Raw genomic sequence first — 24,934 nt, 5'->3', positions numbered from 1 at the left:
CGATCGTGTCCGTGGGCACGCCGCGCGCGCTGGCTCTGCGACCGCGCGGCGGGGGCGGCGCGACCGTGCGGTACGCGCTGGGGCATCCACGACCTGAAGAACGCCAACGAGCAGGCCCGCGTGCACGTGAAGCTGGTCAGCGAGGTCGGCGTCGGCACGGTCGCGGCGGGCGTGGCGAAGGCGCACGCGGACGTGGTGCTGATCTCCGGCCACGACGGCGGCACCGGCGCGTCGCCGCTCAACTCGCTCAAGCACGCGGGCACGCCGTGGGAGGTCGGCCTCGCCGAGACCCAGCAGACGTTGCTGCTCAACGGTTTGCGGGACCGCATCACCGTGCAGGTCGACGGCGCGATGCGCACCGGCCGGGACGTGGTGGTGGCCGCGCTGCTGGGCGCGGAGGAGTTCGGCTTCGCGACCGCGCCGCTGATCGTCCAGGGCTGCATCATGATGCGCGTCTGCCACCTGGACACCTGCCCGGTCGGCATCGCCACCCAGAACCCGGAGCTGCGCAAGCGCTTCACCGGCCAGGTCGACCACGTGGTGAACTTCTTCCACTTCGTGGCGCAGGAGGTGCGGGAGCTGCTGGCGTCGCTGGGCTTCCGCACCATCGACGAGGCCGTCGGCCACGCCGAGCTGCTCAAGACCGACGAGGCGATCGAGCACTGGAAGGCGGCCGGGCTCGACCTGACCCCGGTGTTCGAGGTGCCCGAGACGCCGTACCGCACGGCCAGGCGCAAGGTCCGCGAGCAGGACCACGGCCTGGCGCAGGCGCTGGACCGCACGCTGCTCCAGCTCGCCGACGCGGCGCTCAACGACGCCCGCCCGGTGCGGCTGGAACTGCCGCTGCGCAACGTCAACCGCACCGTCGGCACGCTGCTCGGCGCGGAGGTCACGCGGCGGTTCGGCGGCGACGGCCTGCCCGACGACACGATCCACGTGACGTTCACCGGCTCGGCCGGCCAGTCGCTGGGCGCGTTCATCCCGCGCGGCATCACGCTGGAGATGATCGGCGACGCCAACGACTACGTCGGCAAGGGCCTGTCCGGCGGCCGGATCATCGTCCGCCCGCACCCCGACGCGCCGTTCGCGGCCGAGCGGCAGGTCATCGCGGGCAACGTGATCGGCTACGGCGCCACGTCCGGCGAGATCTTCCTGCGCGGGCGGGTCGGCGAGCGGTTCTGCGTGCGCAACTCGGGCGCGCTGGCCGTGGCCGAGGGCGTCGGCGACCACGCGTTCGAGTACATGACCGGCGGCCGGGCCGTGGTGCTCGGGCCGACCGGCCGCAACCTCGCCGCGGGCATGTCCGGCGGCATCGCGTACGTGCTCGACCTCGACCCGGCGGCGGTCAACACCGCCATGGTCGAGCTCCAGCGGCCCGGCGCGGACGACCTGCGCTGGCTGCGCGAGGTCGTCGAGCGCCACCACCAGCTCACCGGTTCGGCGGTGGCCGCGTCGCTGCTCGGCGACTGGCCCCGGCGTTCCGCGTCGTTCACCAAGGTCATGCCCGGCGACTACCAGCGCGTGCTCGAAGCGATGAGGCTCGCCCGCGCGGAGGGCAGGGACGTCGACCAGGCGATCATGGAGGCTTCCCGTGGCTGACCCGTACGGTTTCCTCAAGCACTCGCGCGCCGACGCGAAGAAGCGGCCCGCGGCCGAGCGGCTCAACGACTGGAACGAGGTGTACCTCGACGTCCCCGCCGAGCAGCGGGAGGCGGAGGTGCGCACGCAGGCCACGCGGTGCATGGACTGCGGCATCCCGTTCTGCCACTCCGGGTCGGCCGGGTGCCCGCTGGGCAACCTGATCCCCGAGTGGAACGACCTGGTGCGCCGGGGCGACTGGGAGACCGCGTCGGACCGGCTGCACGCGACGAACAACTTCCCCGAGTTCACCGGCCGGCTGTGCCCCGCGCCGTGCGAGGCCGCGTGCGTGCTGTCGATCAGCCACGACGCGGGCGGCCCGGTCGCGATCAAGCGGGTCGAGCAGGCCATCGCCGACGTGTCCTGGGAGCAGGGGCTCGTGACGCCCACGCAGGCCCAGGTGTCGTCGGGCCGCAAGGTGGCGGTCGTCGGCTCCGGCCCGGCCGGGCTGGCGGCGGCCCAGCAGCTCACCCGCGCCGGGCACGAGGTGACCGTGTTCGAGCGGGACGACCGGCTCGGCGGGCTGCTCCGCTACGGCATCCCCGAGTTCAAGATGGAGAAGAAGGTCCTCGACCGGCGGCTCGCGCAGCTCCGCAAGGAGGGCACGAAGTTCGTCACCGGCTGCGAGGTCGGCGTGGACCTGACGGTGGAGGACCTGCGCTCGCGGTTCGACGCGGTGGTGCTCGCGGTGGGCGCGCTGCGCGGTCGCGACGACACCACGACGCCCGGCCGCGACCTGCGGGGCATCCACCTCGCCATGGAGCACCTGGTGCCGGCGAACCGGGCGTGCGAGGGCGACGGCCCGCCCGCGATCGACGCGGCCGGCAAGCACGTCGTGATCATCGGCGGCGGCGACACCGGCGCGGACTGCTACGGCACCGCCTCGCGGCAGGGCGCGGCGTCCGTGCTGCAGCTCGACCAGTACCCGATGCCGCCGTCCACCCGGGACGACGAGCGGTCGCCGTGGCCGGTGTGGCCGTGGATCCTGCGCACCTACCCCGCGCACGAGGAGGCGGGCGAGCGGAAGTTCGCGGTCGCGGTGGAGAAGTTCCTCGGCGACGAGTCCGGGCACGTGCGGCAGATCCAGCTGCGCAAGGTGCGGGTGGAGAAGGACGCCTCCGGGCGGCGGCAGGTCGTGCCGACGTCGGAGGAGGTCGAGGTGCTGCCGGCGGACCTGGTGCTGCTGGCCATCGGCTTCGAGGGCGTCGAGCACATGCCGCTGCTGGACGGGCTCGGGCTCCGGCTCACCCCGCGCGGCACCATCTCGTGCGGCTCGGACTGGCAGACGCAGGCGCCCGGCGTGTTCGTCTGCGGTGACGCGCACCGGGGTGCGTCGCTGGTCGTGTGGGCGATCGCGGAGGGCCGGTCGGTGGCCAACGCGGTGGACCGGTACCTCACCGGCTCGTCCGACCTGCCGTCCCCGGTGATCCCCACCATGCTGCCGCTCGCGGTGGTGTGACCGCCCCCTGAGGACCGCTGTTCGCTGGATGCCCGGCCGCCCCGACAACGACGTCGGGGCGGCCTTTTCGGTCGGGCCGGTCGTGGGGGTCAGACCCCGGTCACCGCGCGGACGGAGCGGATGCGGCTGACCGGGAACTCGCGGTGCTCGCCGCGCGGGGCGCAGTTCGCCTTCAGGTTGCCCGCGGCGTGGTCCACCGGGGTGATCACGTGCCGCACGGTGCTGCGCGGGCCGTTCGCCACGGCGATCTCCACCGACGTCCGGCTGACCAGCGCGTCGGCCAGCAGCACGACCTCCGAGTCGCGCAGCACCAGCGACTGGTCCCGCAGCAGCCGCGCCGCGCCCACCCGTTGCGACGAGGCCGGCGGCAGCACGAACTTCGGCCGCGGCCGTTCCCGCTCCACCAGCGCCGTCGCGAGCCGGCCCAGCTCGTGCTCGCTCAACGGCAGCGGCCGGCCGCCGGTCGCGCCCCGCGGCGGGGGCGGCTCCACCCGGCGGCGCGGGACGCGTTCCAGCACGGACGAGCCGTCCGCCGCCGACGTGGTCGGCGCGTAGCCCGCGGCCCGCAGCAGCGCCAGCGTCTCCTCGGCCGGCTTCGCCGACGCCAGCACGGTCGGACCCAGCGGCTGCAACGACAGTTGCGCCAGCGACCGGTGCGCGGCGATCTCGTTCAGCAGCACCGGGTCCTCGGCCCGCACGCAGCACGCCACCGCGGTCACGGTGATCCGCCCGTGCTGCCGGGCCACCTCCCGCACCAGGTGCTCCAACGTCGCCGGCACGCCGTGCTCGGCCACCTCCGCCAACCGCGCCAGCACCGCGTCCGGCTCGTGCCCCGCGTCCAACGCCCGCCGCACGCTCGCCCCGGTGAACCGCCACCCGCCCGCCGTGCCGTCGGCGACCAGGTCCAGCACCTCGCTCAGCTCGCGCGACGGCAACCCGGCCACCGCGGCGGTCAGGTCCGGCCGCAGGTGGGCCGTCGTCGCGGCGGGCGGCACGAACCGGCACGCCACCTCCGCCACCCGGCCGTCCCGCACCGCGCGCCCCAGGGCGGTCGCCGAGCCCAGCGCCACCAGCCCCACGGACTCGGCCTCCGCCAACGCCGCCTCGGTGTCCGCCCGACCGTGCGCGGCGGGCCGCGTCCACGCCAGGTCCGCCACGACCTCGTGCCGGTGCTCGTACGCCTCGTCCTCGCCCAGCAGCGCGTACCGCTCCAGCAGGCCGCGCCTGGTCCGCTCGCCCCCGTCCGACGAGGACGGTTCGGCCGGTGCGGGCCGCAGCTTCCCCGGCGCCCACGTCATGCGCGGCCACGCGCGCGCCAGGTCCGTCAGCCGGTCCGCGGGGGCCGAGGCGCGCCACGCGTCCGCCCGGGTGGTCGGCACCAGCCTGCCGTCGTCCACGGCGAGCAGGCGCGCCTCCACCGCCAACCCGACCCACAACCGCGCCCGCGCCTCGTCGGCCCGCAGCACGCCCGCCAGCCGCCGCAGCTCGCGCAGCCCGACGCCGGTGCGGCACGCCACCTGTTCCACGTCGCACAGGTCCACCAGGCGGGTCACGCCGTCCACAGTGGACGTCGCGGCCGTGGTCGCGGCCCGGTCGGCGAAACCCCGGTGCTGCGGCACCCGGCGCGGCGCGCGGGGCGCGGGCGTGATGCGGCGCGGCGGCTCCTCCTCCAGCGGCCGCAGGCCCGGCGAGCTGACCAGCCGCCCGTTCGCCGGCCACACCAGCGCGGTGGCCCGCAACCGCCCCAGGGTCCGCTTCAGCTCGGCCCGCGACGCCTTCCCGTGGCACCGCAACCGTTCCGCGAGGACGTCCACCCGGGCCTCGTCGCCGAGCCGCACCACGGTGTCCAGCACGTCCCGGCACGCCTGGTCGAGGCCGTCGACCGCGGCCCGCAGCGAGGCCGTCGTGGTCAGCTCGTCCGCCAACGCCCGCAGGGAGTGGGGGCGGCGGTCGGCGGCGTCCTTGCGCAGCGCCAGGATGTCCCGGATGTCCTCCGCGTCCAGCTCGCGCAGCCACCCGGCCAGCGCCGATTTCCTACCCACCCGGCCGATTATGCACAGAACGTGACGGCGCGGTGATGCGTTGCGATAGGGCGTTCCAATGTGCCACGAATGGACGAACGCAGGGAGGTGGGTGCGGAACAGGGGGAGTCGGCGATCGGGTGGAGGCGGGGGAACGGGTTGACGTGGGCGCGGGTTGAGGTGGGATCGCGTGGAGGTGGGGGTGAGGGCGCGAAAGTAAGCTGGGCGTCGTGGAATTCAGCGGCTTCGGCGAGCACGCCATCGACTTCTACGACGGGCTCGTCGCCGACAACTCGAAGGCGTACTGGGACGACCACAAGCACGTCTACCAGCGGGACGTCCGCGCGCCGATGGAGGCCCTGCTCGCCGCGCTGGAGCCGGAGTTCGGGCGGGGGAAGGTCTTCCGGCCCTATCGCGACGTGCGGTTCAGCAAGGACAAGACGCCGTACAAGAACCACTGCGGCGGTGTGGTGGAACTCGGTCGGGGCGGTGGCGCGCACTACGTGCAGATCGGGACCGAAGGTCTGTTCGTGGCCGGCGGGTCGTTCGCGATGGCGTCCGACCAGCTCGCACGGTACCGGGAGTCGGTGGCGGACGAGGTGCGCGGGCGGGCGTTGGAGAAGGTGCTCGCGAAGCTCGTCAAGGGCGGCTGGGAGTTGCGGGGCGACAAGCTGAAGCGCGCGCCGCGGGGGGTTGATCCGGAGCACCCGCGGATCGAGTTGCTCAAGCACAAGCGGGTGTACGTGGCGAAGGTGTGGCCGCCGGACGACGTGCTGCACGAGCCCGGGTGCTTGGAGCGGGTGCGGAAGGGGTGGCGCGAGGTGACGCCGCTCGTGGACTGGTGCGCGGATCACGTGGGGTTGAGCGAGGTCGGGTTCCGGTGAGGTGGGGTTGAGGGTCGAAGGTCAGAAGATCAAGAGATTGAAAGAGTCCTCGCCGGACGGGCAGATCAGCAGGATGACGGGGTTTTGTGGTCAAGCCCCTGTACCGGCGTGGGTCGGGTTTCGTGTCATCCCGCCGACCTCCACGAGGGCTACCGCACGTGTCAAGGGGGCGGTTCCAGCGTCAGGTGCGGGTAGGGCCGGGAGTGCCCCCTTGACACGCGCGGTAGGGCTGCGCCAGGTCGGCGGGATGACACGGAACCCTCGTGTCGGGAAGTGTCCCGAGCACTGGTGGTGGCAGCCGGTGGCGGCTCGGCTCAGTGGTCGGGGTGCTGGGGTCGGGTGGTTGGTCGGCGGGTGGTCCTGCGGGCGATGAGGTAGGCGAGGGCGATGCCGGCGAGGTCGACCAGGGCGTCGAGGAGGTCGCCGCTGCGGCCCAGGGCGGTGATGAGCCACTGCAACACTTCCGAGACCGCGGCGTAACCGGCCAGGCCCGCGGCGAGGCGGTTGAGCGGCAGTCCGGCGTAGTGGCCGGTGGCTGTGAGCAGGGCGAACAGCAGGAAGTGCACCACCTTGTCGGTGCCCGGTGGGGCGGAGGGGACACCTGACGCGGGGGTGAACAGGACGATGACGCTCAGCAACGCCGCGACCACGAACGGAAGGATTCTGACTCCCACCGGGCAGATTCTGCCTGTTTCGCGGAGATTACCCCCCGGTACATCCTGATCGGTCCAGTGACAGGGACTACGCTGCTGAGACGTGAGTCGACGCGCGAAGATCGTCTGTACGCTTGGTCCTGCCACCGCGACCGAGGACAAGGTCAACGAGCTGGTAGCGGCCGGCATGGACGTGGCCCGGATGAACTTCAGCCACGGCAGCCATGCAGATCACAAGCAGGTCTACGACCTGGTCCGCTCGGCGGCCGACGCCTCGGGCCGCGCGGTGGGCATCCTGGCCGACCTGCAGGGACCGAAGATCCGCCTCGGCCGGTTCGCCCACGGGCCCGTCGAGTGGCGCACCGGTGACATCGTCCGGGTGACCGTCGAGGACGTCGAGGGCACCCACGACCGGGTCTCCACGACCTACAAGCAGCTCGCGCAGGACGCCAAGGTCGGCGACCGGCTGCTGGTGGACGACGGCAAGGTGGGCCTCACGGTCACCGAGGTCGACGGGCCGGACGTGGTCTGCGAGGTGACCGAGGGCGGCCCCGTCAGCAACAACAAGGGCCTCTCGCTGCCCGGCATGGACGTGTCCGTGCCCGCGCTGTCCGAGAAGGACATCGAGGACCTGGAGTTCGCCCTCAACCTGGGCGTGGACTTCATCGCCCTGTCGTTCGTGCGCTCGCCCGCGGACATCGACCTGGTCCACCAGGTGATGGACCGCGTCGGCCACGGGCGCAAGCCGGTCATCGCCAAGATCGAGAAGCCGGAGGCGGTGGACAACCTCGAGGCGATCGTCCTCGCCTTCGACGGCGTCATGGTCGCCCGCGGCGACCTGGGCGTCGAGTTGCCCCTGGAGCACGTGCCGCTGGTGCAGAAGAGGGCCATCCAGATCGCCCGCGAGAACGCCAAGCCGGTCATCGTGGCGACCCAGATGCTCGACTCGATGATCACCAACTCCCGGCCGACCCGCGCCGAGACCTCGGACGTCGCCAACGCCGTGCTCGACGGCGCGGACGCGTTGATGCTCTCCGGCGAGACGTCGGTCGGCCGCTACGCCATCGAGTCGGTCAAGACCATGGGCCGCATCATCGAGGCCGTGGAGACCGAGTCCACCGTGGTCCCGCCGCTGACCCACGTCCCGCGCACCAAGCGCGGCGTGATCTCGTACGCGGCGCGGGACATCGGGGAGCGGCTCAACGCGAAGGCGCTGGTCGCGTTCACCCAGTCCGGTGACACCGTCCGGCGGCTGGCCCGCCTGCACACGCCGCTGCCGCTGCTGGCCTTCACGCCGGAGCCCAGCGTGCGCAGTCAGCTTTCTCTCACCTGGGGCACCGAGACGTTCCTGGTGCCTAAGGTGGACTCGACCGATGAGATGGTCCGCCAGGTGGACATGTCGATGATCGACATCGGCCGGTACCAGCCGGGCGACCTCGTGGTGGTCGTGGCGGGCTCGCCGCCCGGCACGATCGGCTCCACGAACCTCATCCGGGTGCACCGCCTGGGGGAGGACGACCACGCTTAGGAGATGACGTGACCGAGGCTGCCCGCGCCGCGGCGACCGCCGAGTTCTCGGACGTTCCGCTGGACCCCGACGGCGTGCCGCACGGGCAGCCCGTGCTCGACCGCCTCGTCGCGCTGCTCGACCTGGAGCGCATCGAGGAGGACATCTTCCGCGGTGTGTCGCCCGCCGAATCACCCGTCCGGGTGTTCGGCGGGCAGGTCGCGGGTCAGGCCCTGGTCGCGGCCGGCCGCACCGTCCCGCCCGAGCGCCGGGTGCACTCGCTGCACTCGTACTTCATCCGCGGCGGTGACCCGAGCGTCCCGATCGTGTACGAGGTGGACCGCGTGCGTGACGGGCGGTCCTTCACCACCCGTCGCGTGGTGGCCATCCAGCACGGCAAGGCGATCTTCACCCTGTCGGCGTCGTTCCAGCTCGACGAGCCGGGCTTGGACCACCAGGAGCCGATGCCGTCCGTGCCGCCGCCGACCTCGCTGCCCACCTACGCCGAGTCCGCGGCCGGGTACCTGGAGAAGGTCGGCATGGCCCGGCTGCCCCGGCCGATCGACATCCGGTACGTGACCGAGCCGCCGTGGCGGGCCCGCGAGGACGGGCCGGGCGAGGCGCGCAGCCAGGTGTGGATGAGGGCGGACGGCAAGCTGCCCGACGACGACCTGCTGCACGTGTGCGTGCTGGCCTACGCGTCGGACATGACGTTGCTGGACTCGGTCCTGGTCCGGCACGGCGTGTACTGGGGCACGGACAAGGTGCTCGGCGCGAGCCTGGACCACGCGATGTGGTTCCACCGCCGGTTCCGGGCCGACGAGTGGTTCCTCTACGACTGCGCGTCGCCGTCGGCGTCGGGGGCGCGCGGCCTCGCGACGGGCCGCTTCTACAGCCACGACGGGCAACTGGTGGCTACCGTGGTGCAGGAGGGCCTGCTCCGGGTCCTGTAATCGATCGGCTACGTTGTGCGACGACGGAGCGCGTCACGGGAGGTGGGTCGCGATGAGCGCAATGCCCTGGCCTGACCACTTGCTCACGCTGGAGGAGTGGGACGCGCTGCCGGAAGACGAGTTGCACCACGTCGAGCTGGTCGAAGGAGCCTTGCTCGTGTCGCCGAAACCGGCACTCAAGCACCAACTGGCCGCGAAGCGGTTGGGCACCTGGCTCGATGACCAGCTACCCCGCGAGGTGGTGGCGGTGCCCGAGGTGGATGTCGTCATCAACCCGGTCCCCCCGCTCACGATGCGTGCGCCGGACATGATCGTCATCCCGACCGAGCGCGCCTTGGAGTACCCGAAGCGCGTCGATCCCGACGACGTCCTGCTGGCGATCGAGATCGTGTCGCCGGGGACGAAGCGCATGGACCGCGTGCTCAAGCCGATCGAGTACGCCGAGGTCGGTATCCCGCACTACTGGCTCGTGGAAATCGACGACCCGGTGACGCTCACCGCCTTCACGCTGGTCGACGGCTACTACGAGCGCGTGGCCGGCGGTACCGGGAAGGTCGAGGTGCCGAGCCCCTTCCCGGTCGCCTTCGATCTTGAGGCGCTGCTCAGCCGCTAAGCGTTCAGCGCGTCCCACAGCGCTCGGACGTGGTGCTCGCGGGTGGCTTCCGCGCCGATCGCGACGCGGATCGCGAACCGGCCGTGCACGACGGTGTGGGTGACGAAGGCGCTGCCCTCGGCGTTGACGCGGTCCATCGCGGCGCGGGTGGCGGCGTCGCCGTCGCGGTGGGCGAGGGTGACCAGGGACAGCGAGCGCGGGACGACCAGCTCCCAGTCGTCGGACGCCTCGACCCACGATTCGAGCAGCGTGGCCAGCTCCACGTGGCCGCGCAGGTGCTCCCGCACCCCTTCCAGGCCGTACCAGCGCAGCACCGACCACAGCTTCAACGCCCGGAAGCGGCGGCCCAGGGGGATCTGCCAGTCGCGGTAGTCGGTGACCGCGCCCGACTCGGTCGCCGTGTTGCGCAGGTACTCCGGGAGGATGGTGAGGGCGTCCACCAGCACGTCCGGGTGGGCCGTCCAGAACAGGGACAGGTCGAACGCGGTCAGCATCCACTTGTGCGCGTTCGCGGTGAACGAGTCGGCCAGCTCCACGCCGTCGAACAGGCCGCGGAACTCCGGGCACAGGGCGGCGGGGCCGGCCCAGGCGGCGTCCACGTGCAGCCAGATGCCGTGCTCGGCGCACAGCGCGGCGATCTCGCGGACCGGGTCCACCGCGCCCGTGCCGGTCGTGCCGACGGTCGCGCACACCATGACCGGCCGCCGCCCGGCCTCGACGTCGGCCCGGATGTGCGAGGCCAGCTCGTCCACGCGCAGGGCGAGGCGGGAGTCCACCCCGATGGCGCGCACGGCGTGCTCCCCGAGCCCGGCCATGCGCGCGGCCCGTTCGAGGGACGAGTGGGTCTGCGAGGACACGTACACCGTCTCGGCGCCGTCCACCCCGGACTGCCGCCACTTGCCGCCCGACGCGCGATGCAGGGCGGCGAGCGTGGCGACCAGCGCCGCCGACGACGCGGTGTCCTGGATGACGCCGCCGCCCACGAACGACGACGGCAGGCCCATCGCCCCGACCAGCTCGTCCATCAGGTGCTGCTCGACCTCGGTCGCGGCGGGCGAGGTGGACCACAGCATGCCCTGCACGCCCAGGCCCGACGAGAGCAGGTCGCCCAGCACCGACGGCAGGGACGCGTTGGCCGGGAAGTAGGCGAAGAACCCCGGATGCTGCCAGTGCGTGGTGCCGGGCAGCACGACCCGGTCGAGGTCGGCGAGCAGGCCGTCGAACCCCTCGCCCCGCTCGGGCAGCCCGGCGAGCTGTGACCGGACCCAACCCGGCTCGACCGGCGACCTGACGGGGAGGCCCTCGACGCGCGAGCGGTAGTCGGCGATCCAGTCGATCACCTCGTGGCCGATCCGGCGGAACTCGTCTGGGTCCATGCGCGGCAATCTATACGCGCCGCCTGCGGTGGATGGGGCGCCGGTCGTCGGGCGGTGTGAGCGCGCGGGTCTCGACCCGCTCCAGCACCACCGAGCTGGTCAGGTTCCGCACCTCCGCGCGCGAGGCGATCTTGTCCATCAGGAACGCCTGGAGGTGGGTGCTGTCCGCCACGGCGATGTGCACGAGGAAGTCCGCCTGGCCGCTGACGTGGAACAACGACCGGGTCTCCGGCTGCGCCATCACGAACCGCCGGAACGCGGCCACCACCGGCCTGGTGTGCGGGCGGACGTTGACGGACACGACGGCCTCCAGCGGCAGGCCCGTGGTGCGGGGGTCGACCACCGCGTGGAACCCCGTGATCACGCCCAGTTCACGCAGCCGACGGACGCGGTGCAGGCACGTCGACGGCGCGATGCCGACCCGCTCGGCCAGGCTCCGGTTGGGCAGCGTCGCGTCGTTCTGCAACGCCTCCAGGATCAGCCAGTCGACCGAATCCAGTTCGGCTGTCTCGCTCACAACCGAACACGGTAGTCGTCCGGTGGCACGCACCCGAACTCGTGGCCGAGGATGCCGCCGTGCACATCGCCTGGACCTCCTTCCTGCTCGCCCTGGTCGTCATCACCGTCGTGCCCGGCCCGGACTTCGTGCTGGTCACCGGCAACGCGGTGCGCGGCGTGCGGTACGGCGCGGTGACCGCCGCGGGCGTGGTGACCGGGCTGCTGGTGCACGCCGCGCTGGCCACCGCCGGGTTGTCCGCGCTGGTCGCGGCGGCCCCGGCGGCGTTGCTGGCGGTCAAGGCGGTGGGCGCGCTGTACCTGGCGTACCTGGGCGTGACGACGTTGCGGGCGGCGCGGGCGGGCGGACCGGTCGCCGGCGCGGCCAAGTCGGGCCGGTCGCTGTTCCTGCGCGGCGTGCTGTGCGACCTGCTCAACCCCAAGGTGATGCTGCTGTTCCTCAGCCTCGTCCCGCAGGCCATGGACCCGGCCGCGCCGCCGCTGCCGCAGGCCGCGCTGCTGTCGGCGGTGGCGGTGGGCGTCTTCGCGTGCTTCTGGGCCGTGGTGGTGCCGTTGGCGGGGCGGCTCGCGGCGCTGCTCGCGCGGCCCCGGGTCCGGCCGGTGTTCGAGCGGCTGTGCGGCGCCGCGTTGATCGGCATGGCGGCTTCCGTGCTCGCCGCCTGATTCTCGTTATCGTGTGGCCGTCCGATCGTCTCCGGTGGGTAAGCCCGACTCGGCCGAGGGGAGCGGTATGCGCACACCAGGGGACGTCGCGGCGGTGACCGCCGCGCAGCGGGGCGAGCCCGGCGCGTTGGACGCGCTGGTGGCGGCCTACCTGCCGCTGGTCTACAACGTGGTCGGCCACGCGCTGTCCGGCCACCCGGACACCGACGACGTGGTGCAGGAGACCATGCTCCGCGCGCTCAACGGGCTGGCGGGGCTCCGCCGACCCGAGGCGTTCCGGTCGTGGTTGCTGGCCATCGCGATGAACCAGGTCCGCGACCACCACCGCGGCCGGCCGCCGCTGGCCGACGCGGAACCGGCCGACCTCGCCGACCCGGGCGCGGACTTCGCCGACCTCGCCATCACGCGGTTGCGGCTCACCGGTCAGCGCCGGGAGGTCGTCGCGGCCACGCGGTGGATCGGCGACGACGAGCGCGAGCTGCTGTCGCTGTGGTGGATGGAGCAGGTCGGCCGGATCACCCGCGCCGAGCTGGCGGAGGCGCTCGACCTCACCCCGCAGCACGCTGCCGTGCGGGTGCAGCGGATGAAGGCGCAGCTCGAAGGCGCGCGGGTGGTCGTGCGCGTGCTCGCCGGACCCCGTTGCGGTGACCTGGCCGCGGTGCTCGCGGGCTGGGACGGGCGGCCCGGTGCGTTGTGGCGCAAGCGGATCGTGCGGCACGCGCGGGAGTGCGCCCGGTGCGTGCGCGGGTTCGACGACCTCGCCGCCGTGGACGGCCTGCTGACCCGGATCCCGCTCGTGCCGCTGCCCGCCGGGTTCGACCTGGCCTCGGCCAAGCCCCTGGTCGCGGTGGCGGAGAAGGGGTTCGGCGTGCGGGAGGTCTGGGCGCACGCCGCGACGAAGCCGCTGGTCGCGGCGGCGGTCGTCGCGGCGGTGGCGGGCGCGGTCGTGCTGCTGCCCGTCGGCCGGGCCCCGGTGCCGGCGGCCGCCCCGGTGACGGTCACGACGACGCGGGCCCCGTCGACCGCGGTGCCCACGAGCACGACGGTTCCCACCACCACGACCACGACGGCCCCCGCGACCGTTCCGGTCACGACCCCGCCGGCCGCTCCGGTCGTCCAGCCGGTGGCGAAATCGCTGAAGAAGGGGGTCGCCACCTGGCACTTCGACGGCGTGACGCAGGCGCTGTCGGACGTCGGCGCGGGGTGGTTCTACAACTGGGCGACCACGCCGCAGGACGTGCGGCCGCCCGCCGGGGTCGAGTACGTGCCGATGATCTGGGGCGCGAAGACCGTGACGCCGGAGAACCTCGCGGCGGTGCGGGGCCAGGGCACGACGCTGCTGGGCTTCAACGAACCGGACCTCGCCGAGCAGTCGAACATGAGCGTGGAGCAGGCGCTGGACCTGTGGCCGCGGTTGCAGGCGACGGGGATGCGGTTGGGCAGCCCGGCGGTGGCGCACAGCGGTGACCAGGCGGGCGGCTGGCTCGACCGCTTCCTGGCCGGTGCGCGGGAGCGGGGGTTGCGGGTCGACTTCATCGCGCTGCACTGGTACGGCTCGGACTTCGGGCCGGCGGCGGTCGGGCACCTGAAGAGCTACCTGGACGCGGTGCACGCGCGGTACGGCCTGCCGATCTGGCTGACCGAGTTCTCGTTGATCGACTTCTCGGGCGGCGGCGTGCGGTACCCGAACGCGCAGGAGCTGGCGGACTTCGCCGGGGCGTCGTCGCGGATGTTGGAAGGTCTGGCGCACGTGGAGCGCTACGCGTGGTTCGCGCTCCCCGCCGACAAGCCGGGCACGGGGTTGTACCTGCCCGGGGGAACGCCGAACCGGGCGGGCGAGGCGTACCGCGCCACCACCGGTTAGGCGAGCGCCCGTCGCCGGTCGTGCGGCGACGGGCGCTCCGCGGTACCGGCCCGCCGTTGGTCGAGCAGCGGCGGGCCGGGTGCGCGACGTGGCGGGGTCGGTCAGGCGACGGTCCACTTCTGGTTCGCCGCGCCCGTGCACGTCCAGATCTGGAGCCTGGTGCCGTCCGCGCTGTTGTTGCCGGTGACGTCCACGCACTTGCCGGTCGCCGGGTTCACCAGGTCGCGGCCCGAGGTGTAGGTCCACTGCTGGTTCGCGCCGCCCGCGCAGCTCCACAGCTGCAACTGCGTGCCGTCGGCGGTGCCCCGGTCCTTGATGTCGAGGCACTTGCCCAGCGCGCGCACCGTGCCGTCACCCGGCCGCGACCACTGCTGCGCCGCGGTGCCGTTGCACGTGTAGAGCTGCACGGCGGCGCCGTCCGCGCTGCTCGCGCCCGCGACGTCGATGCACTTCCCGGCCAGGCCGGTGATCGCGCCGCCGCCACCGGGGTTGCCGGAACCGGGCGTGCCCTGCCAGGTGAACGTCGCCGAGGTGCGGGCGGGCAGGGTGTAGGTGAACGACTGGTTGCCCCAGTTGACCCGGATCGACTGCGCCGACGTGCCGCCGTTGTGCGCGATCAGGGCCTTGGAGCCGTCCGGGTTGCGGTAGGCCACGTTCTGCACCGTGCCGTTGGCCGTCGAGTCGATCCGGTACGCGCCCGGCTTGACGAACTTCGTCAGGTGACCGGTCGTGTAGTACTCGATGGTGTAGTCGACCTGGCCGGCCCGGGAGCCGCCCTCCTGCACGGTGATCAGGCCGGTGCACGTGCCGCAGCCGCCGTTGTGGGGCCCCATGTCCTGGTTGAGCGCGAGGCTCCACTTGACCAGGCTGGAGCTCCAGTTGCGGGCGTAGTTGACGATGTCGGCCATGTCCTCGTTGTGCTGGTTGGCGATCCACGTGCCGCCGGAGTGCTCGGTGCTGAACTGCTTCACGTTCGGGTACTGGTTGCGCACCTGCGTGCCGACGGCGGGGTCGCCGAAGTAGCCGTGCCACGCGATGCCGCCGAACAGCGGGTCGTTGCGCACGCCCGCGTCGTTGAGCACGCCGGAGCCGAAGTTGGCGTAGTCGCCGTAGTTCCAGTCGTGCACCAGCACCTTGGTGGTGATGCCCGCCGCGCGGAACGCCGGGTACAGGTTGTTCTTGGTGAACTCGACCAGGCCGGACGGGTTCCAGCTCATGCCGGGGTAGTTCATCGCGGTCGGGTTGGACGCCTGGCAGCAGTTGGGCTCGTTCTGCACCGACACGTAGTCGACCGGGATGCCCGCCGCCTGGTAGCTCTGCACGTACTTGACGAAGTACTGGGCGTACATGGGGGCGTACTCCCACTTGAGCCAGCCCATCTGGTCCATGCGGCCGTTGTCCTTCATCCAGCCCGGCGCGCTCCACGGCACGCCCTTGACCCGCAGCTGCGGGTTGAGCTGCTTGGCCTGCTGCGTCAGCAGCCGCACGTTGGTGTCGTAGCCGTTCGCGCCCCAGTCGTTGAGGTCGCAGCAGGTGTCGTCGAGCGAGACGTTGCCCGGCCGCGACAGGTCGGACGCGCCGATCGGGTTGCGCACGAACGACAGGCCGATCCCGTCGACCGGGTGGAACAGCCTGCGCATGACGGCGTCCCGCGTGGCGGCCGAGACGGGACCGCCGCGCAGCAGGTACGCCGTGGTGTCGGTGATCGACGCGCCGCCACCCTCGAACTGCTGGTAGGTGGTGCCCTCGTTCACCGTGATGGTGTGGGTCGCGCTGCCCCCGTTGGAGCCGAACGCGATCGGCGACTGCTGCTGGAGGCCGCGCGTGACCACGCGCCCGCCGCTGTCGGAGGTGGTGGTCAGGTAGACGTTGACCGCCTCGCCGGCCGCGGCCGCGGGTTGCGAGGCGGCGAGGGCGGCGGCGACGGTGATCAACGCGGTGCCGGCGCTGATGAAAGCCCGACGGTGGGAAGAGGGCACCCCGGACTCCTTTCACGACGTTGTGGATCAGGCAGGGTCCTCGGCGGCCTGTAACAAACTGGAACATCTGTGGAACTTGTCCGCACGGAAGAGGAAACAAGCCTGCCGAACACCGTGTCAAGGTCGCGCCGGGAGTCCGGTAATTACCGTGAAAAGCCGCGGTCGTCAGGGTCGCGGCGCGGGGCCGGTCGAGGCCCTGACCACCAGTTCCGTGGCCAGCTCCACGTGCAGCGCCTCCAGCTCGTGCCGGTCGAGCAACCGCGTCAGCAGGGTCACGGCCATCCGGCCCATCTCCTGCAACGGCTGCCGCACCGTGGTCAGCCCCGGCCGGGTGGCGCGGCTGAGGTCCAGGTCGTCGAACCCCGCCACCGACACGTCGCCCGGCACGTCCAGCCCCAGCTCGCCGGCCGCCCGCAACGCGCCCACCGCCATCTTGTCGTTGAACGCGACCAGCGCCGTCGGCCGGTCCGCGAGCCCCAGCAGCTCGCGCGCGGCCCGGTGGCCGGTCTCCTCGGTCGGCTCGTCCACGTGCCGCAGCAGCTCCGCCGACGGCAGCACGCCCACGTCGGACAACGCCGCCGCGTACCCGGCGAGCCGGCCGTCGCTCGCCTGCCAGTCGCGGGGGCCGCCGACGATCCCGATCCGCCGGTGCCCCAGCTCGACCAGGTGCGCCATCAGCCGGCGCGCGCCCGCGAAGTGCGCCGCCGACACCGACGCCACGTCGCGCGGCAGCTCGGTGCGCGGGTCGACCACCACGAACGGGAAGCGGCGGTCCCGCAGCCGGACCAGCTCCGCGGCGGGCTCCGGCGGCAGGATCAGGATCGCCCCGGCCACGTCCGACCGGGTCGCCAGGCCCGGCAGCACCGACGCGCGCTGCGCCGACACGCCCGCGCTCAGCACGACCTGTCGCCCGTGCAGCGCCAACGTCTCGGCGACGCTGGACACGATGAGCCCGAAGTAGTCGGTGAGCAGGTACGGGCAGCGCACGTAGACCGAACCGGCGGGCTTCGCCGCCCGCGCCCGCGGCGCCTCCGCGCCCAGCCCGGCCACGGTCCGCAGCACCAGCTCGCGGGTGTGCTCGGCGACGTTGGCCTGGCCGTTGAGCACCCGTGACACGGTGGCGATGGACAGCCCGGTCGCCCGTGCCACGTCCCGCACCGTCGCCCTGGCCATCCGCGCCCCCGTCCCGTCGTTGTTTCAGGATGTTACAGGGCGCACGGCCGGTCGTGGCATTCCATGATCAGGGGTGTCGGACAGGTGCGCGCGGGCGCGGATTTCGGCACGCTGTGCAGATGACCACCTCCGAGGCACCCGCGCGGATCGCCGTCACCGGGCTCGCCGTCATGGGCAGCAACCTGGCGCGCAACCTCGCCCGGCACGGCTACCGCGTCGCCGTGCACAACCGCAGCCACGCCCGCACCAAAGCGCTGATCGCCGACCACGGCCACGAAGGCGACTTCGTGCCGGCCGAGACGCTGGAAGAACTGGTCGCGAGCCTCCAGACGCCGCGCCAGATCATCATCATGGTCAAGGCGGGCGCGCCCACCGACGCCGTCATCGACGAGCTGGCGCCCCTGCTGGAGCCCGGCGACATGGTGATCGACGGCGGCAACGCCCACTACGCCGACACCCGCCGCCGCGAGGCCGCGCTGAAGGAGGCCGGGCTGCACTTCGTCGGCGCCGGCATCTCCGGCGGCGAGGAGGGCGCGCTCAACGGCCCGTCGATCATGCCGGGCGGCTCGGCGGAGTCCTACCGGCACCTCGGCCCGGTGCTGGAGGACATCGCGGCCAAGGTCGACGGCGTGCCGTGCTGCGTCCACGTGGGGCCGGACGGCGCCGGGCACTTCGTGAAGATGGTGCACAACGGCATCGAGTACGCCGACATGCAGCTCATCGCCGAGGCGTACGACCTGCTGCACCGGGTCGGCGGCCTGGCCCCCGCCGAGGTCGCCGAGGTGTTCCGCGGCTGGAACACCGGCGACCTGGAGTCCTACCTGGTGGAGATTACCGCCGAGGTGCTCGGCCACACCGACGCCGAGACCGGCGCCGCGCTGGTGGACGTGATCGCGGACGAGGCGGAGCAGAAGGGCACCGGCCGCTGGACCGTGCAGGAGGCGCTGGAGCTGGGCGTGCCGGTGACCGGCATCGCCGAGGCGGTGTTCGCGCGGTCGCTGTCCGGTCGGGCGGCGCAGCGGCAGGCCGTGCGGCAGGCGTTCGGGCCGGCCGAGATCGTCGGCGGCACGGCGGACTCGCTGGTGGAGGACGTGCGGCAGGCGCTGTACGCGTCCAAGGTCGTGGCGTACGCGCAGGGCTTCGACCAGATGCGCGCGGCGAGCGCCGAGTACGGCTGGGACCTCGACCTGGGCGCGATGGCCACGATCTGGCGCGGCGGCTGCATCATCCGGGCACGGTTCCTCGACCGCATCCGCGAGGCGTACGACAAGGACCCGGAGCTGGCCTCGCTGCTCGTGGACGACTACTTCCGCGACGCCGTCCGCTCGGCCGAGGCGGCGTGGCGGCGGGTCGTGGTGAAGGCGGTGACCTCCGGCGTGCCGGCGCCCGGTTTCGTGTCCGCGCTGGCGTACTACGACGGGCTGCGGTCCGAGCGGCTGCCCGCGTCGCTGATCCAGGGGCTGCGCGACTTCTTCGGCGCGCACACCTACCGCCGCACCGACCGCGAGGGCAGCTTCCACACCCTCTGGTCGGGTGACAGGTCCCAAGTGGACGCCTGAGACCACCGGCCCGATCATGGCCGCGTGCGTGATCGGTTCCGGCGTCACCCCGTCACGGCCGGCTACCTGTCGGCCGTGGCGGGGCTCGCGCTGCTGATGCGGTTCGTGTTCGCCGACGGGGTGTCGGCGCAGGTGCGGGAGTCGTTGAGCACCAACGCCGCGAACCTCGCCCACCACCCCGTCAACGCCCTGCTGGGCAGCGCTTTCGTGCTCGACCCGGAGGGCGACGGCCTGGTGCCGACCGCGCTGGCCGTGGTCGGCGTGGCGGTGTGCCTGGGCGTGCTGGAGCGCGAGGTCGGGCCGTGGCGCGCGGCGGCGGTGGCCGTCGCGGGCCACGTCGGCGCGACGCTCGTGACGGCCGCCGTCATCTCTTCGGGTGTTTATCGGACCGACCTGACCGACGTGGTGGACGTCGGCGTCGGTTACGTGGCGTTCACCGCGGCCGGCGCCATCACCGTGTTGGGACCAGTGGTGGTGCGCGTGCCGTGGCCGGCGCTGCTCGTGGCGTTCCCGCTGGCGGGCGCCGAGTGGTACGGCGCGGTGCCCGAGTTCCCGGTCGTCGGCCAGGTCGCGGCCGTCCTCATCGGACTCGGCGCGGGCGCGTTCGCGGTGCGCCGCGCCGACGCGGCCGTCGGCCGGTAGCTCCGTCACCAGCGGTGACGACGCACTCCTGATCAACACGACCGGGTGGATCGGCTGTCAGTTCGCCCGGTTCCTCGTCATCATGGAGTGGACGCGACCTGTGCGACGCGGGCTGTGCCGACACGTCCCCTGTGCCGACACGGAGGTGCCACCGTGGCTACCCCTCACCACCGCGCCGGGGCCGGGTTCCGATTCGCCGGACCCTACGCCTCCTGGCCGCACCCGCTGCCGCCCTTAGCCCGGTCGTAGGCGTCGCGCTCCCCGACGACACCCCGCGCGCCCGCGGGGCGTTGCCCCCTACCCTCCCGAGAGGACCGCGCCATGAACCGGCCGCGCCCCAACAAGTCCCACGCCGGCGAGCACACCACGGCCGGCCCACCGGGCGGCTTGGCCACCGTGCTGCGCCACGACCTGCCCGCGTCCGTCGTGGTGTTCCTGATCGCCGTGCCGCTCTCCCTGGGCATCGCCGCCGCGACCGGCGCGCCGCTCATGGCCGGGCTGATCTCCGCCGTCGTCGGCGGCGTCGTCGCGGGCGCGCTGTCCGGCGCGCCGTTGCAGGTCAGCGGTCCCGCCGCGGGCATGGTCGTGATCACCGCGAGCGTCATCGCCGAGTTCGGCTGGGCCGCCACCGCGGGCATCACCCTCGCCGCGGGCGCCGTGCAGGTCGTGTTCGGCCTGAGCCGGCTCGGCCGGATCGCGCTGTCCCTGTCGCCCGCCGTGGTGCACGGCATGCTCGCCGGCATCGGCGTGAGCATCGCGATCGGCCAGCTCGCCGTCGTCCTCGGCGGCACGGCCGCCACCTCGGTCTTCGACAACCTCGGCAAGCTGGTCACCACCGACGTGCGGTGGTCGGCGCTGCTGGTCGGCCTGCTCGCCGTGCTCGCGCTGGTGCTGTGGCCGCGCGTGCCGCGCGCCTCCGTGGTGCCCGCGCCGCTGGTGGCGGTGCTGGTGGCGACGCTGGCCACGATGGGCTTCGACGTGGCCAGGGTGGACCTGCCCGACGACCCGTTCTCGCAGGTGGTGCTGCCGCAGATGCCGTCGGGCAGCTTCGGCGCGGTGGTGTTCGCGGTGCTGACCGTGGCGGTGGTGGCCAGCGTCGAGTCGATGCTGTCCGCGGTCGCCGTCGACAAGCTGCACGACGGGCCGCGCGCCGACCTCGACCGCGAGCTGATCGCCCAGGGTACGGCCAACGCGGTCGCGGGCGCGCTGGGCGGCATGCCGGTCACCGGCGTGATCGTCCGCAGCTCCACCAACGTGGCCGCGGGCGCGCGCACCCGCGCGTCGACCGTGCTGCACGGCGTGTGGATCGCGGTGTTCGTGCTCGCGCTCGGCTCGGTGCTGGAGCTGATCCCGCTGGCCGCGCTGGCCGGCGTGCTGCTGGTGGTGGGCGCGCGGCTGGTGAGCGTGCGCCGGATGCGCGCGCTGTGGCGGCACGGGGAGTTCTCCGCGTACGCGGTCACCGCGCTGGGCGTGGTGGCGCTCGGCCTGCTGGAGGGGGTCCTGCTGGGCGTCGCGGCGGCGGCGCTGCGGTCGCTGTACCGGCTGAGCCGGTCCTCGGTGCGCATCGACCAGGAGCCGGACGGCTGGCGCGTGGTCATCCGCGGCTCGCTGGTGTTCCTCGGCGTCGGGCGGCTGGTGCGCGGGTTGCGCGCGATCCCGCTGGGCCAGCGCGTGGTGCTGGAGCTGCACATCGACTTCCTCGACCACGGCGCGTTCGAGGCGATCGACGACTGGCGCGTCGGGTACGAGCGGCTGGGCGGCCACGTCGAGGTGGACGAGGTGCACGACACCTGGTTCAGCAAGGCCACCCGCGGCATCCCCGCGCTGCGCAAGACACCGCTGTCGCCGCTGCCGCGGTGGTTCGCGCCGTGGTCGCACTGGCAGCGCCACCGCACCGTCACCCTGCCCCGGCCGCGCGCGGACGCCGACCCGATGATGCAGGGCATGCGCGAGTTCGAGCGCACCACCGCGCCGCTGGTGCGCCCGTTCCTGGCGGAGCTGGCCGCGCAGGGGCAGCGCCCGCGGCAGCTGTTCATCACCTGCGCCGACTCCCGCGTGGTGCCCAACCTCATCACCACGAGCGGGCCGGGCGACCTGTTCTGCGTGCGCAACATCGGCAACCTGGTGCCGGTGGACGGCGACGACTCCGTCGGCGCGGCGATCGAGTTCGCGGTGGAGGGGCTGGCGGTCGAGACCATCGCCGTGTGCGGCCACTCCGACTGCGGCGCGATGAAGGCGGTCGTGCACGGTTCCACCCGGCCCGGCTCGCAGCTGCACGCGTGGCTGAAGGCGGTGGAGCCGAGCCTGATCCGGTTCCACGCGGCGGAGTCCGACCTGCCGGTGGTGGAGCGGCTGGCGGTGGCCAACGTGGCGCAGCAGCTGGACAACCTGATGACGTACCCGAGCGTGCGGGAGGCCGTCGCGGCGGGCTCGCTGCGGCTGGTCGGCATGTACTTCGACATCTCGGCCGCGCGGGTCTACCTGGTCGACCCCGAGCGCGACGGCCTGGAGCCGGTGCGCGTCTGAGCACCCCGGGCCGGTGGCCGCGTGGCCCGGCCCGGAGGCGGTGGGTGTCCGAGCACCCGGGGCGGGTCTCGGCGATCGCGTGGTCCGGCCTTGGAGCGGGCGGGCGTCCGAGCGCTCGGGACCGGTCTCGGTGGCCGCGTGGTCCGGCCCGGAGCCGGGGGCGTCGAGCGCCCGGCCGGTCTCGGTGGCCGGGTCCGTCGGCCTGGAGTCGGTGGGCGTCTCGGTGGCCGTGGTCCGTCCCGGCGACCGCGTGGTCCGGTCGCCGGGAAATCGGCGCGGAAGGCCGACTTCCCAGCGACCGAGCCGCCGTCGGCGTGAGCGGCGGCCATTCACCGCGGCACCGGCCCCGGTCGGGGCGGGGTCGGTGGCGCTTCGGGTCCGGGCGGTGGGGTCGGGTGCGCCGGTGGGTGCTCGGTCGCGCGGGTCGTCGGCGGTCGCCTACCCGGCGCTGCGCAGGTGGCGGTGCTCGCCGGACGGCTCGTCGCCGGTCACGGTCAGCGCCAGCTGGGCGGCGAGGTACGCCCGGCACGGCGAGGGCAGGCGGCGGCTCCACCGGCGGGTGCGGCACGTCGGGCAGCGGCCGTGCTCGTCGGGGGTGTGCTCGTCCAACAGCGCCCTGACCGCCGCGACCACGCGGGGCAGCTCGCGGCGGGCGAGTTCGACCGCCGTCCCGTCGTCCCCGGTCGCCGCCAGGCGGACCAGCGCGGCCAGGTGCTCGTGGAGGGATCGGTCGAGCTGGCTGAAGACGGTGGTGGACACCTTCAGCGCTCCTTCCCTGGGGCGGGTGCTGCCTCGCAGCCTGGGACCGCGTCCGGCGCTCTGCAAGTTGCAACACACGAATGGATGACCTCCCTTTGCTCGGCAGGCCACCGGCCACAGACTGGGCTGCGGCCCTGTGGACGGGGGCCGTCGACGGAGGTGTCCGGATGCCACGGGGCAGCAGCCCGACGCTGCGCAAGCGTCGGCTGGTCGGCGAGCTGCGCAGGCTGCGCGAGGCGGCCGACCTCACCATCGAGGACGTCGCCGCCCGGCTGGAGTGCTCCGCCTCCAAGATCAGCCGCATCGAGACGGGCCGCGTCGGCGTCACCCCGCGCGACGTCCGCGACATGCTCGCCGCCTACGGCGCGGACCGGGACACGCTGGACGAGCTGGTGCAGCTGGCGCGGGACGCGCGGCGGCGGGCGTGGTGGGACGAGTTCGGCGACATCGCGCCCGGCCGGTACGTCGGGTTCGAGGCGGACGCCGAGTCGGTGCGCGGCTACCAGGGGCTGATGGTGCCCGGTCTGCTCCAGAGCGAGGCGTACACGAGGGCGCTGATCCGCGCCGTGCTGCCGGCCGCCGCGCCCGCGGAGGTGGACCGGCGGGTGCGGCTGCGGCAGGCGCGCCAGGCGTTGCTGCTGGCGGACGACCCGCTGCGGCTGCACGTCGTCGTCGACGAGGCGGCCATCCGGCGGCTGGTCGGCGGGCGGGATGTGATGGCCGAGCAGTTGCGGCGGCTCCACGAGGCCGGGAAGCGGCCGAACATCACCCTCCAGGTGGCCTCTTTCGCGGCGGGCGCGCACGCCGCGATGGACGGCCCGTTCGTGATCCTGGCCTTTCCCGGGGAATCGGATCCGGCCGTGGTGTACCTCGAAAGCCCCCGCGGCGACGTCTACGTGGAACAGCCCTCGGACGTCGCCCGGTATTCCGACCTGTTCGCACGGCTCAGCGCCGAATCGCTCGACCCGGCCGCCTCGTCCGCGCTGATCGGGCGGGTCGCGCGCGAGCTGGGCCTGAATTCGAGGTGACCTGCCATGCAACGCCAGTGGCGCACGAGCACGCGGACGTCCGCGAGCGGTCCGGAGTGCGTGGAGATCGCGCTCGACCGGGTCGCGGTCGGGGTGCGTGATTCGAAGAACCGAACCGGCGGCGAGTTGGGCTTCGGTTTCGCGCAGTGGTCCCGTTTCCTGGGCACGGCGAAGAACGGCGCATTCGACCGGCGCTGACCGCGCCCCTCGGTGCTCGGCGGCGGAGAACCGCCGTTGCCCGGCCGCCGAAAAGCCGACGGCGCGGGTTCACGCACCCGAGGGGTGGTTCGCGCCCCCGAGGGGCACACCCCTGACTTCCGGCCCGCCACCCGTACGACCATGGTCTGGCGGCGGGTCAGCCTCCGGTCCGATGCGCCCGCCGATCGCCTTGCGGTGGACTCCCCCTAGCCTGCACTCCGGTGCTCGTCGTGATCCACAGGGGGATGAACCATGGCTTTGCTGACCGACGCACTGGAAGGGCTCGCCGGTCTGCCGCAGCCCGCCGTGCTGGCGGTGACGGGCGCGTTGACGTTGGCGGAGTGCACGCTCGGGGTGGGCTTCATCGCGCCGGGGGAGAGCGCGTTGCTGCTGGCCGCCACGACCGTCACCAGCGTGCCCCGCTTCCTGGTCATGTGGCTGGTGGTGTCGGTGTGCGCGGTGGCGGGCGACAGCATCGGGTACTTCCTGGGCCGCCGCTACGGCGACCGGCTGCGCGACAGCAAGGTGGTGCGCCGGCTCGGCCAGGAGCACTGGGACAAGGCGGGCGCGCTGCTGCGCCGGCGGGGCGCGTGGGCGGTGTTCTTCGCCCGGTTCATGCCGGTGGTGCGGACCCTGGTGCCCGCGTCGGCGGGCGCGTCCAAGCTCGAGTACCGGCGGTTCCTGCCCGCGTCGATCGCGGGCGCGGTGTGCTGGTCGGCGTTGCACATCGGCATCGGCTCGGCCGCCGGCGCGTCGGCGAAGTACATCGAGTCCGTGTTCAACGGCGCGATGTGGGGTCTGATGGGCATCGCGGTCGTGGTCGGCGTCGTGGTGGCGCTGCGCCGCCGCCGCAAGGCCGCCCGGGCGGCGGCCGCCGAGCCGCGCGAGCTGGAGGAGGTCGCCTGACCCCGCGCGTAGCCGAA

General features: G+C 73.2%; 21 protein-coding genes. 14 read left to right on the top strand and 7 right to left on the bottom strand.

All coding sequences use genetic code 11. From position 1 onward, the window contains the following. Together ACWEFJ_RS33220 and ACWEFJ_RS33215 are read left to right on the top strand one after the other, a co-directional pair. The coding region (locus ACWEFJ_RS33220) for a GltB/FmdC/FwdC-like GXGXG domain-containing protein (RefSeq protein ID WP_449716158.1) at positions 1-1,599 on the top strand (1,599 nt) is incomplete at its 5' end. Beyond that, positions 1,592-3,097 carry a glutamate synthase subunit beta gene (locus ACWEFJ_RS33215; RefSeq protein ID WP_378089513.1) on the top strand — a complete coding sequence of 502 codons (1,506 nt, stop codon included), beginning with the start codon at positions 1,592-1,594 and terminating at the stop codon, positions 3,095-3,097. The genes ACWEFJ_RS33220 and ACWEFJ_RS33215, both read left to right, overlap by 8 nt. An 89-nt stretch (positions 3,098-3,186) precedes the next feature. Here the strand turns inward: ACWEFJ_RS33215 and ACWEFJ_RS33210 are convergent, their stop codons facing one another. Continuing rightward, positions 3,187-5,139, bottom strand: coding sequence for a helicase-associated domain-containing protein (locus ACWEFJ_RS33210; protein ID WP_449716157.1), 1,953 nt, complete (start codon positions 5,137-5,139; stop codon positions 3,187-3,189). A gap of 209 nt (positions 5,140-5,348) precedes the next feature. On the opposite strand from ACWEFJ_RS33210, the gene ACWEFJ_RS33205 reads away from it, so the two are divergent. Then, complete coding sequence (locus tag ACWEFJ_RS33205; protein ID WP_378089510.1) at positions 5,349-6,002, top strand: DUF2461 domain-containing protein; 654 nt, start codon at positions 5,349-5,351, stop codon at positions 6,000-6,002. A gap of 314 nt (positions 6,003-6,316) precedes the next feature. On the opposite strand, the gene ACWEFJ_RS33200 is transcribed toward ACWEFJ_RS33205, so the two are convergent. Next, positions 6,317-6,676 carry a VanZ family protein gene (locus tag ACWEFJ_RS33200; protein ID WP_449716156.1) on the bottom strand — a complete coding sequence of 120 codons (360 nt, stop codon included), beginning with the start codon at positions 6,674-6,676 and terminating at the stop codon, positions 6,317-6,319. 82 nt (positions 6,677-6,758) lie between these two features. Here ACWEFJ_RS33200 and pyk point away from each other — a divergent pair, with 82 nt between their 5' ends. The 3 genes from pyk (at position 6,759) to ACWEFJ_RS33185 (ending at position 9,728) form a co-directional block, all read left to right on the top strand. Then, positions 6,759-8,183, top strand: a complete 1,425-nt coding sequence (pyk, locus tag ACWEFJ_RS33195; protein WP_378089506.1) for a pyruvate kinase — start codon at positions 6,759-6,761, stop codon at positions 8,181-8,183. Between the two features lie 8 nt (positions 8,184-8,191). Then, positions 8,192-9,115 carry an acyl-CoA thioesterase II gene (tesB, locus tag ACWEFJ_RS33190; protein WP_449716155.1) on the top strand — a complete coding sequence of 308 codons (924 nt, stop codon included), beginning with the start codon at positions 8,192-8,194 and terminating at the stop codon, positions 9,113-9,115. Between the two features lie 79 nt (positions 9,116-9,194). Next, positions 9,195-9,728, top strand: a complete 534-nt coding sequence (locus ACWEFJ_RS33185) for a Uma2 family endonuclease (RefSeq protein WP_449716154.1) — start codon at positions 9,195-9,197, stop codon at positions 9,726-9,728. Here ACWEFJ_RS33185 and ACWEFJ_RS33180 read toward each other — a convergent pair. Then, positions 9,725-11,104 carry a pyridoxal phosphate-dependent decarboxylase family protein gene (locus ACWEFJ_RS33180; protein ID WP_449716153.1) on the bottom strand — a complete coding sequence of 460 codons (1,380 nt, stop codon included), beginning with the start codon at positions 11,102-11,104 and terminating at the stop codon, positions 9,725-9,727. The genes ACWEFJ_RS33185 and ACWEFJ_RS33180 overlap by 4 nt on opposite strands. Positions 11,105-11,114: 10 nt before the next feature. Further along, on the bottom strand, positions 11,115-11,621 hold the full coding sequence (locus tag ACWEFJ_RS33175; protein WP_449716152.1) for an Lrp/AsnC family transcriptional regulator: 507 nt from the start codon (positions 11,619-11,621) through the stop codon (positions 11,115-11,117). A 59-nt stretch (positions 11,622-11,680) separates the two neighbouring features. On the opposite strand from ACWEFJ_RS33175, the gene ACWEFJ_RS33170 reads away from it, so the two are divergent. Both ACWEFJ_RS33170 and ACWEFJ_RS33165 read left to right on the top strand, forming a co-directional pair. After that, positions 11,681-12,283, top strand: coding sequence for a LysE family translocator (locus ACWEFJ_RS33170; RefSeq protein WP_449716151.1), 603 nt, complete (start codon positions 11,681-11,683; stop codon positions 12,281-12,283). A 67-nt stretch (positions 12,284-12,350) separates the two neighbouring features. Further along, on the top strand, positions 12,351-14,147 hold the full coding sequence (locus tag ACWEFJ_RS33165; RefSeq protein ID WP_449716150.1) for a sigma-70 family RNA polymerase sigma factor: 1,797 nt from the start codon (positions 12,351-12,353) through the stop codon (positions 14,145-14,147). Between the two features lie 101 nt (positions 14,148-14,248). On the opposite strand, the gene ACWEFJ_RS33160 is transcribed toward ACWEFJ_RS33165, so the two are convergent. Together ACWEFJ_RS33160 and ACWEFJ_RS33155 are read right to left on the bottom strand one after the other, a co-directional pair. After that, positions 14,249-16,126, bottom strand: a complete 1,878-nt coding sequence (locus ACWEFJ_RS33160; RefSeq protein WP_378089495.1) for a ricin-type beta-trefoil lectin domain protein — start codon at positions 16,124-16,126, stop codon at positions 14,249-14,251. A 165-nt stretch (positions 16,127-16,291) separates the two neighbouring features. Then, positions 16,292-17,299: a LacI family DNA-binding transcriptional regulator gene (locus ACWEFJ_RS33155; protein ID WP_449716149.1), complete on the bottom strand. Its 1,008-nt coding sequence runs from the start codon at positions 17,297-17,299 to the stop codon at positions 16,292-16,294. 119 nt (positions 17,300-17,418) lie between these two features. On the opposite strand from ACWEFJ_RS33155, the gene gndA reads away from it, so the two are divergent. The 3 genes from gndA (at position 17,419) to ACWEFJ_RS33140 (ending at position 22,026) form a co-directional block, all read left to right on the top strand. Beyond that, entirely contained in the window at positions 17,419-18,858 is a 1,440-nt protein-coding gene (gndA, locus tag ACWEFJ_RS33150; RefSeq protein WP_378089491.1) for an NADP-dependent phosphogluconate dehydrogenase, read from the top strand. Between the two features lie 24 nt (positions 18,859-18,882). Next, positions 18,883-19,500, top strand: a complete 618-nt coding sequence (locus ACWEFJ_RS33145) for a rhomboid-like protein (RefSeq protein ID WP_449716148.1) — start codon at positions 18,883-18,885, stop codon at positions 19,498-19,500. A 321-nt stretch (positions 19,501-19,821) separates the two neighbouring features. Then, complete coding sequence (locus ACWEFJ_RS33140) at positions 19,822-22,026, top strand: SulP family inorganic anion transporter (protein ID WP_378089487.1); 2,205 nt, start codon at positions 19,822-19,824, stop codon at positions 22,024-22,026. 438 nt (positions 22,027-22,464) lie between these two features. Here the strand turns inward: ACWEFJ_RS33140 and ACWEFJ_RS33135 are convergent, their stop codons facing one another. After that, positions 22,465-22,785, bottom strand: a complete 321-nt coding sequence (locus tag ACWEFJ_RS33135) for a hypothetical protein (protein ID WP_449716147.1) — start codon at positions 22,783-22,785, stop codon at positions 22,465-22,467. A gap of 167 nt (positions 22,786-22,952) precedes the next feature. On the opposite strand from ACWEFJ_RS33135, the gene ACWEFJ_RS33130 reads away from it, so the two are divergent. The 3 genes from ACWEFJ_RS33130 to ACWEFJ_RS33120 all read left to right on the top strand — a co-directional run bounded on the left by ACWEFJ_RS33130 (position 22,953) and on the right by ACWEFJ_RS33120 (position 24,917). Continuing rightward, complete coding sequence (locus ACWEFJ_RS33130) at positions 22,953-23,813, top strand: helix-turn-helix domain-containing protein (protein WP_378089484.1); 861 nt, start codon at positions 22,953-22,955, stop codon at positions 23,811-23,813. A gap of 6 nt (positions 23,814-23,819) precedes the next feature. Then, positions 23,820-24,011 carry a DUF397 domain-containing protein gene (locus tag ACWEFJ_RS33125; RefSeq protein ID WP_378089482.1) on the top strand — a complete coding sequence of 64 codons (192 nt, stop codon included), beginning with the start codon at positions 23,820-23,822 and terminating at the stop codon, positions 24,009-24,011. Positions 24,012-24,263: 252 nt separating this feature from the next. Further along, positions 24,264-24,917: a DedA family protein gene (locus ACWEFJ_RS33120; RefSeq protein ID WP_378089480.1), complete on the top strand. Its 654-nt coding sequence runs from the start codon at positions 24,264-24,266 to the stop codon at positions 24,915-24,917. Positions 24,918-24,934 lie beyond the last annotated feature (17 nt).

It is taken from the genome of Actinosynnema sp. NPDC004786, from assembly GCF_053601135.1.
The sequence above is the reverse complement of the archived record's forward strand: the minus strand, read 5'-3'. Positions and strand labels throughout refer to the sequence as shown.

Coding starts and splice junctions, on each gene's coding strand:
- ACWEFJ_RS33180 (WP_449716153.1), bottom strand. CDS start 11,104: ATGGACCCAGACGAGTTCCGCCGGATCGGCCACGAGGTGATCGACTGG.
- ACWEFJ_RS33165 (WP_449716150.1), top strand. CDS start 12,351: ATGCGCACACCAGGGGACGTCGCGGCGGTGACCGCCGCGCAGCGGGGC.
- ACWEFJ_RS33155 (WP_449716149.1), bottom strand. CDS start 17,299: ATGGCCAGGGCGACGGTGCGGGACGTGGCACGGGCGACCGGGCTGTCC.
- gndA (WP_378089491.1), top strand. CDS start 17,419: ATGACCACCTCCGAGGCACCCGCGCGGATCGCCGTCACCGGGCTCGCC.
- ACWEFJ_RS33140 (WP_378089487.1), top strand. CDS start 19,822: ATGAACCGGCCGCGCCCCAACAAGTCCCACGCCGGCGAGCACACCACG.
- ACWEFJ_RS33130 (WP_378089484.1), top strand. CDS start 22,953: ATGCCACGGGGCAGCAGCCCGACGCTGCGCAAGCGTCGGCTGGTCGGC.
- ACWEFJ_RS33125 (WP_378089482.1), top strand. CDS start 23,820: ATGCAACGCCAGTGGCGCACGAGCACGCGGACGTCCGCGAGCGGTCCG.
- ACWEFJ_RS33120 (WP_378089480.1), top strand. CDS start 24,264: ATGGCTTTGCTGACCGACGCACTGGAAGGGCTCGCCGGTCTGCCGCAG.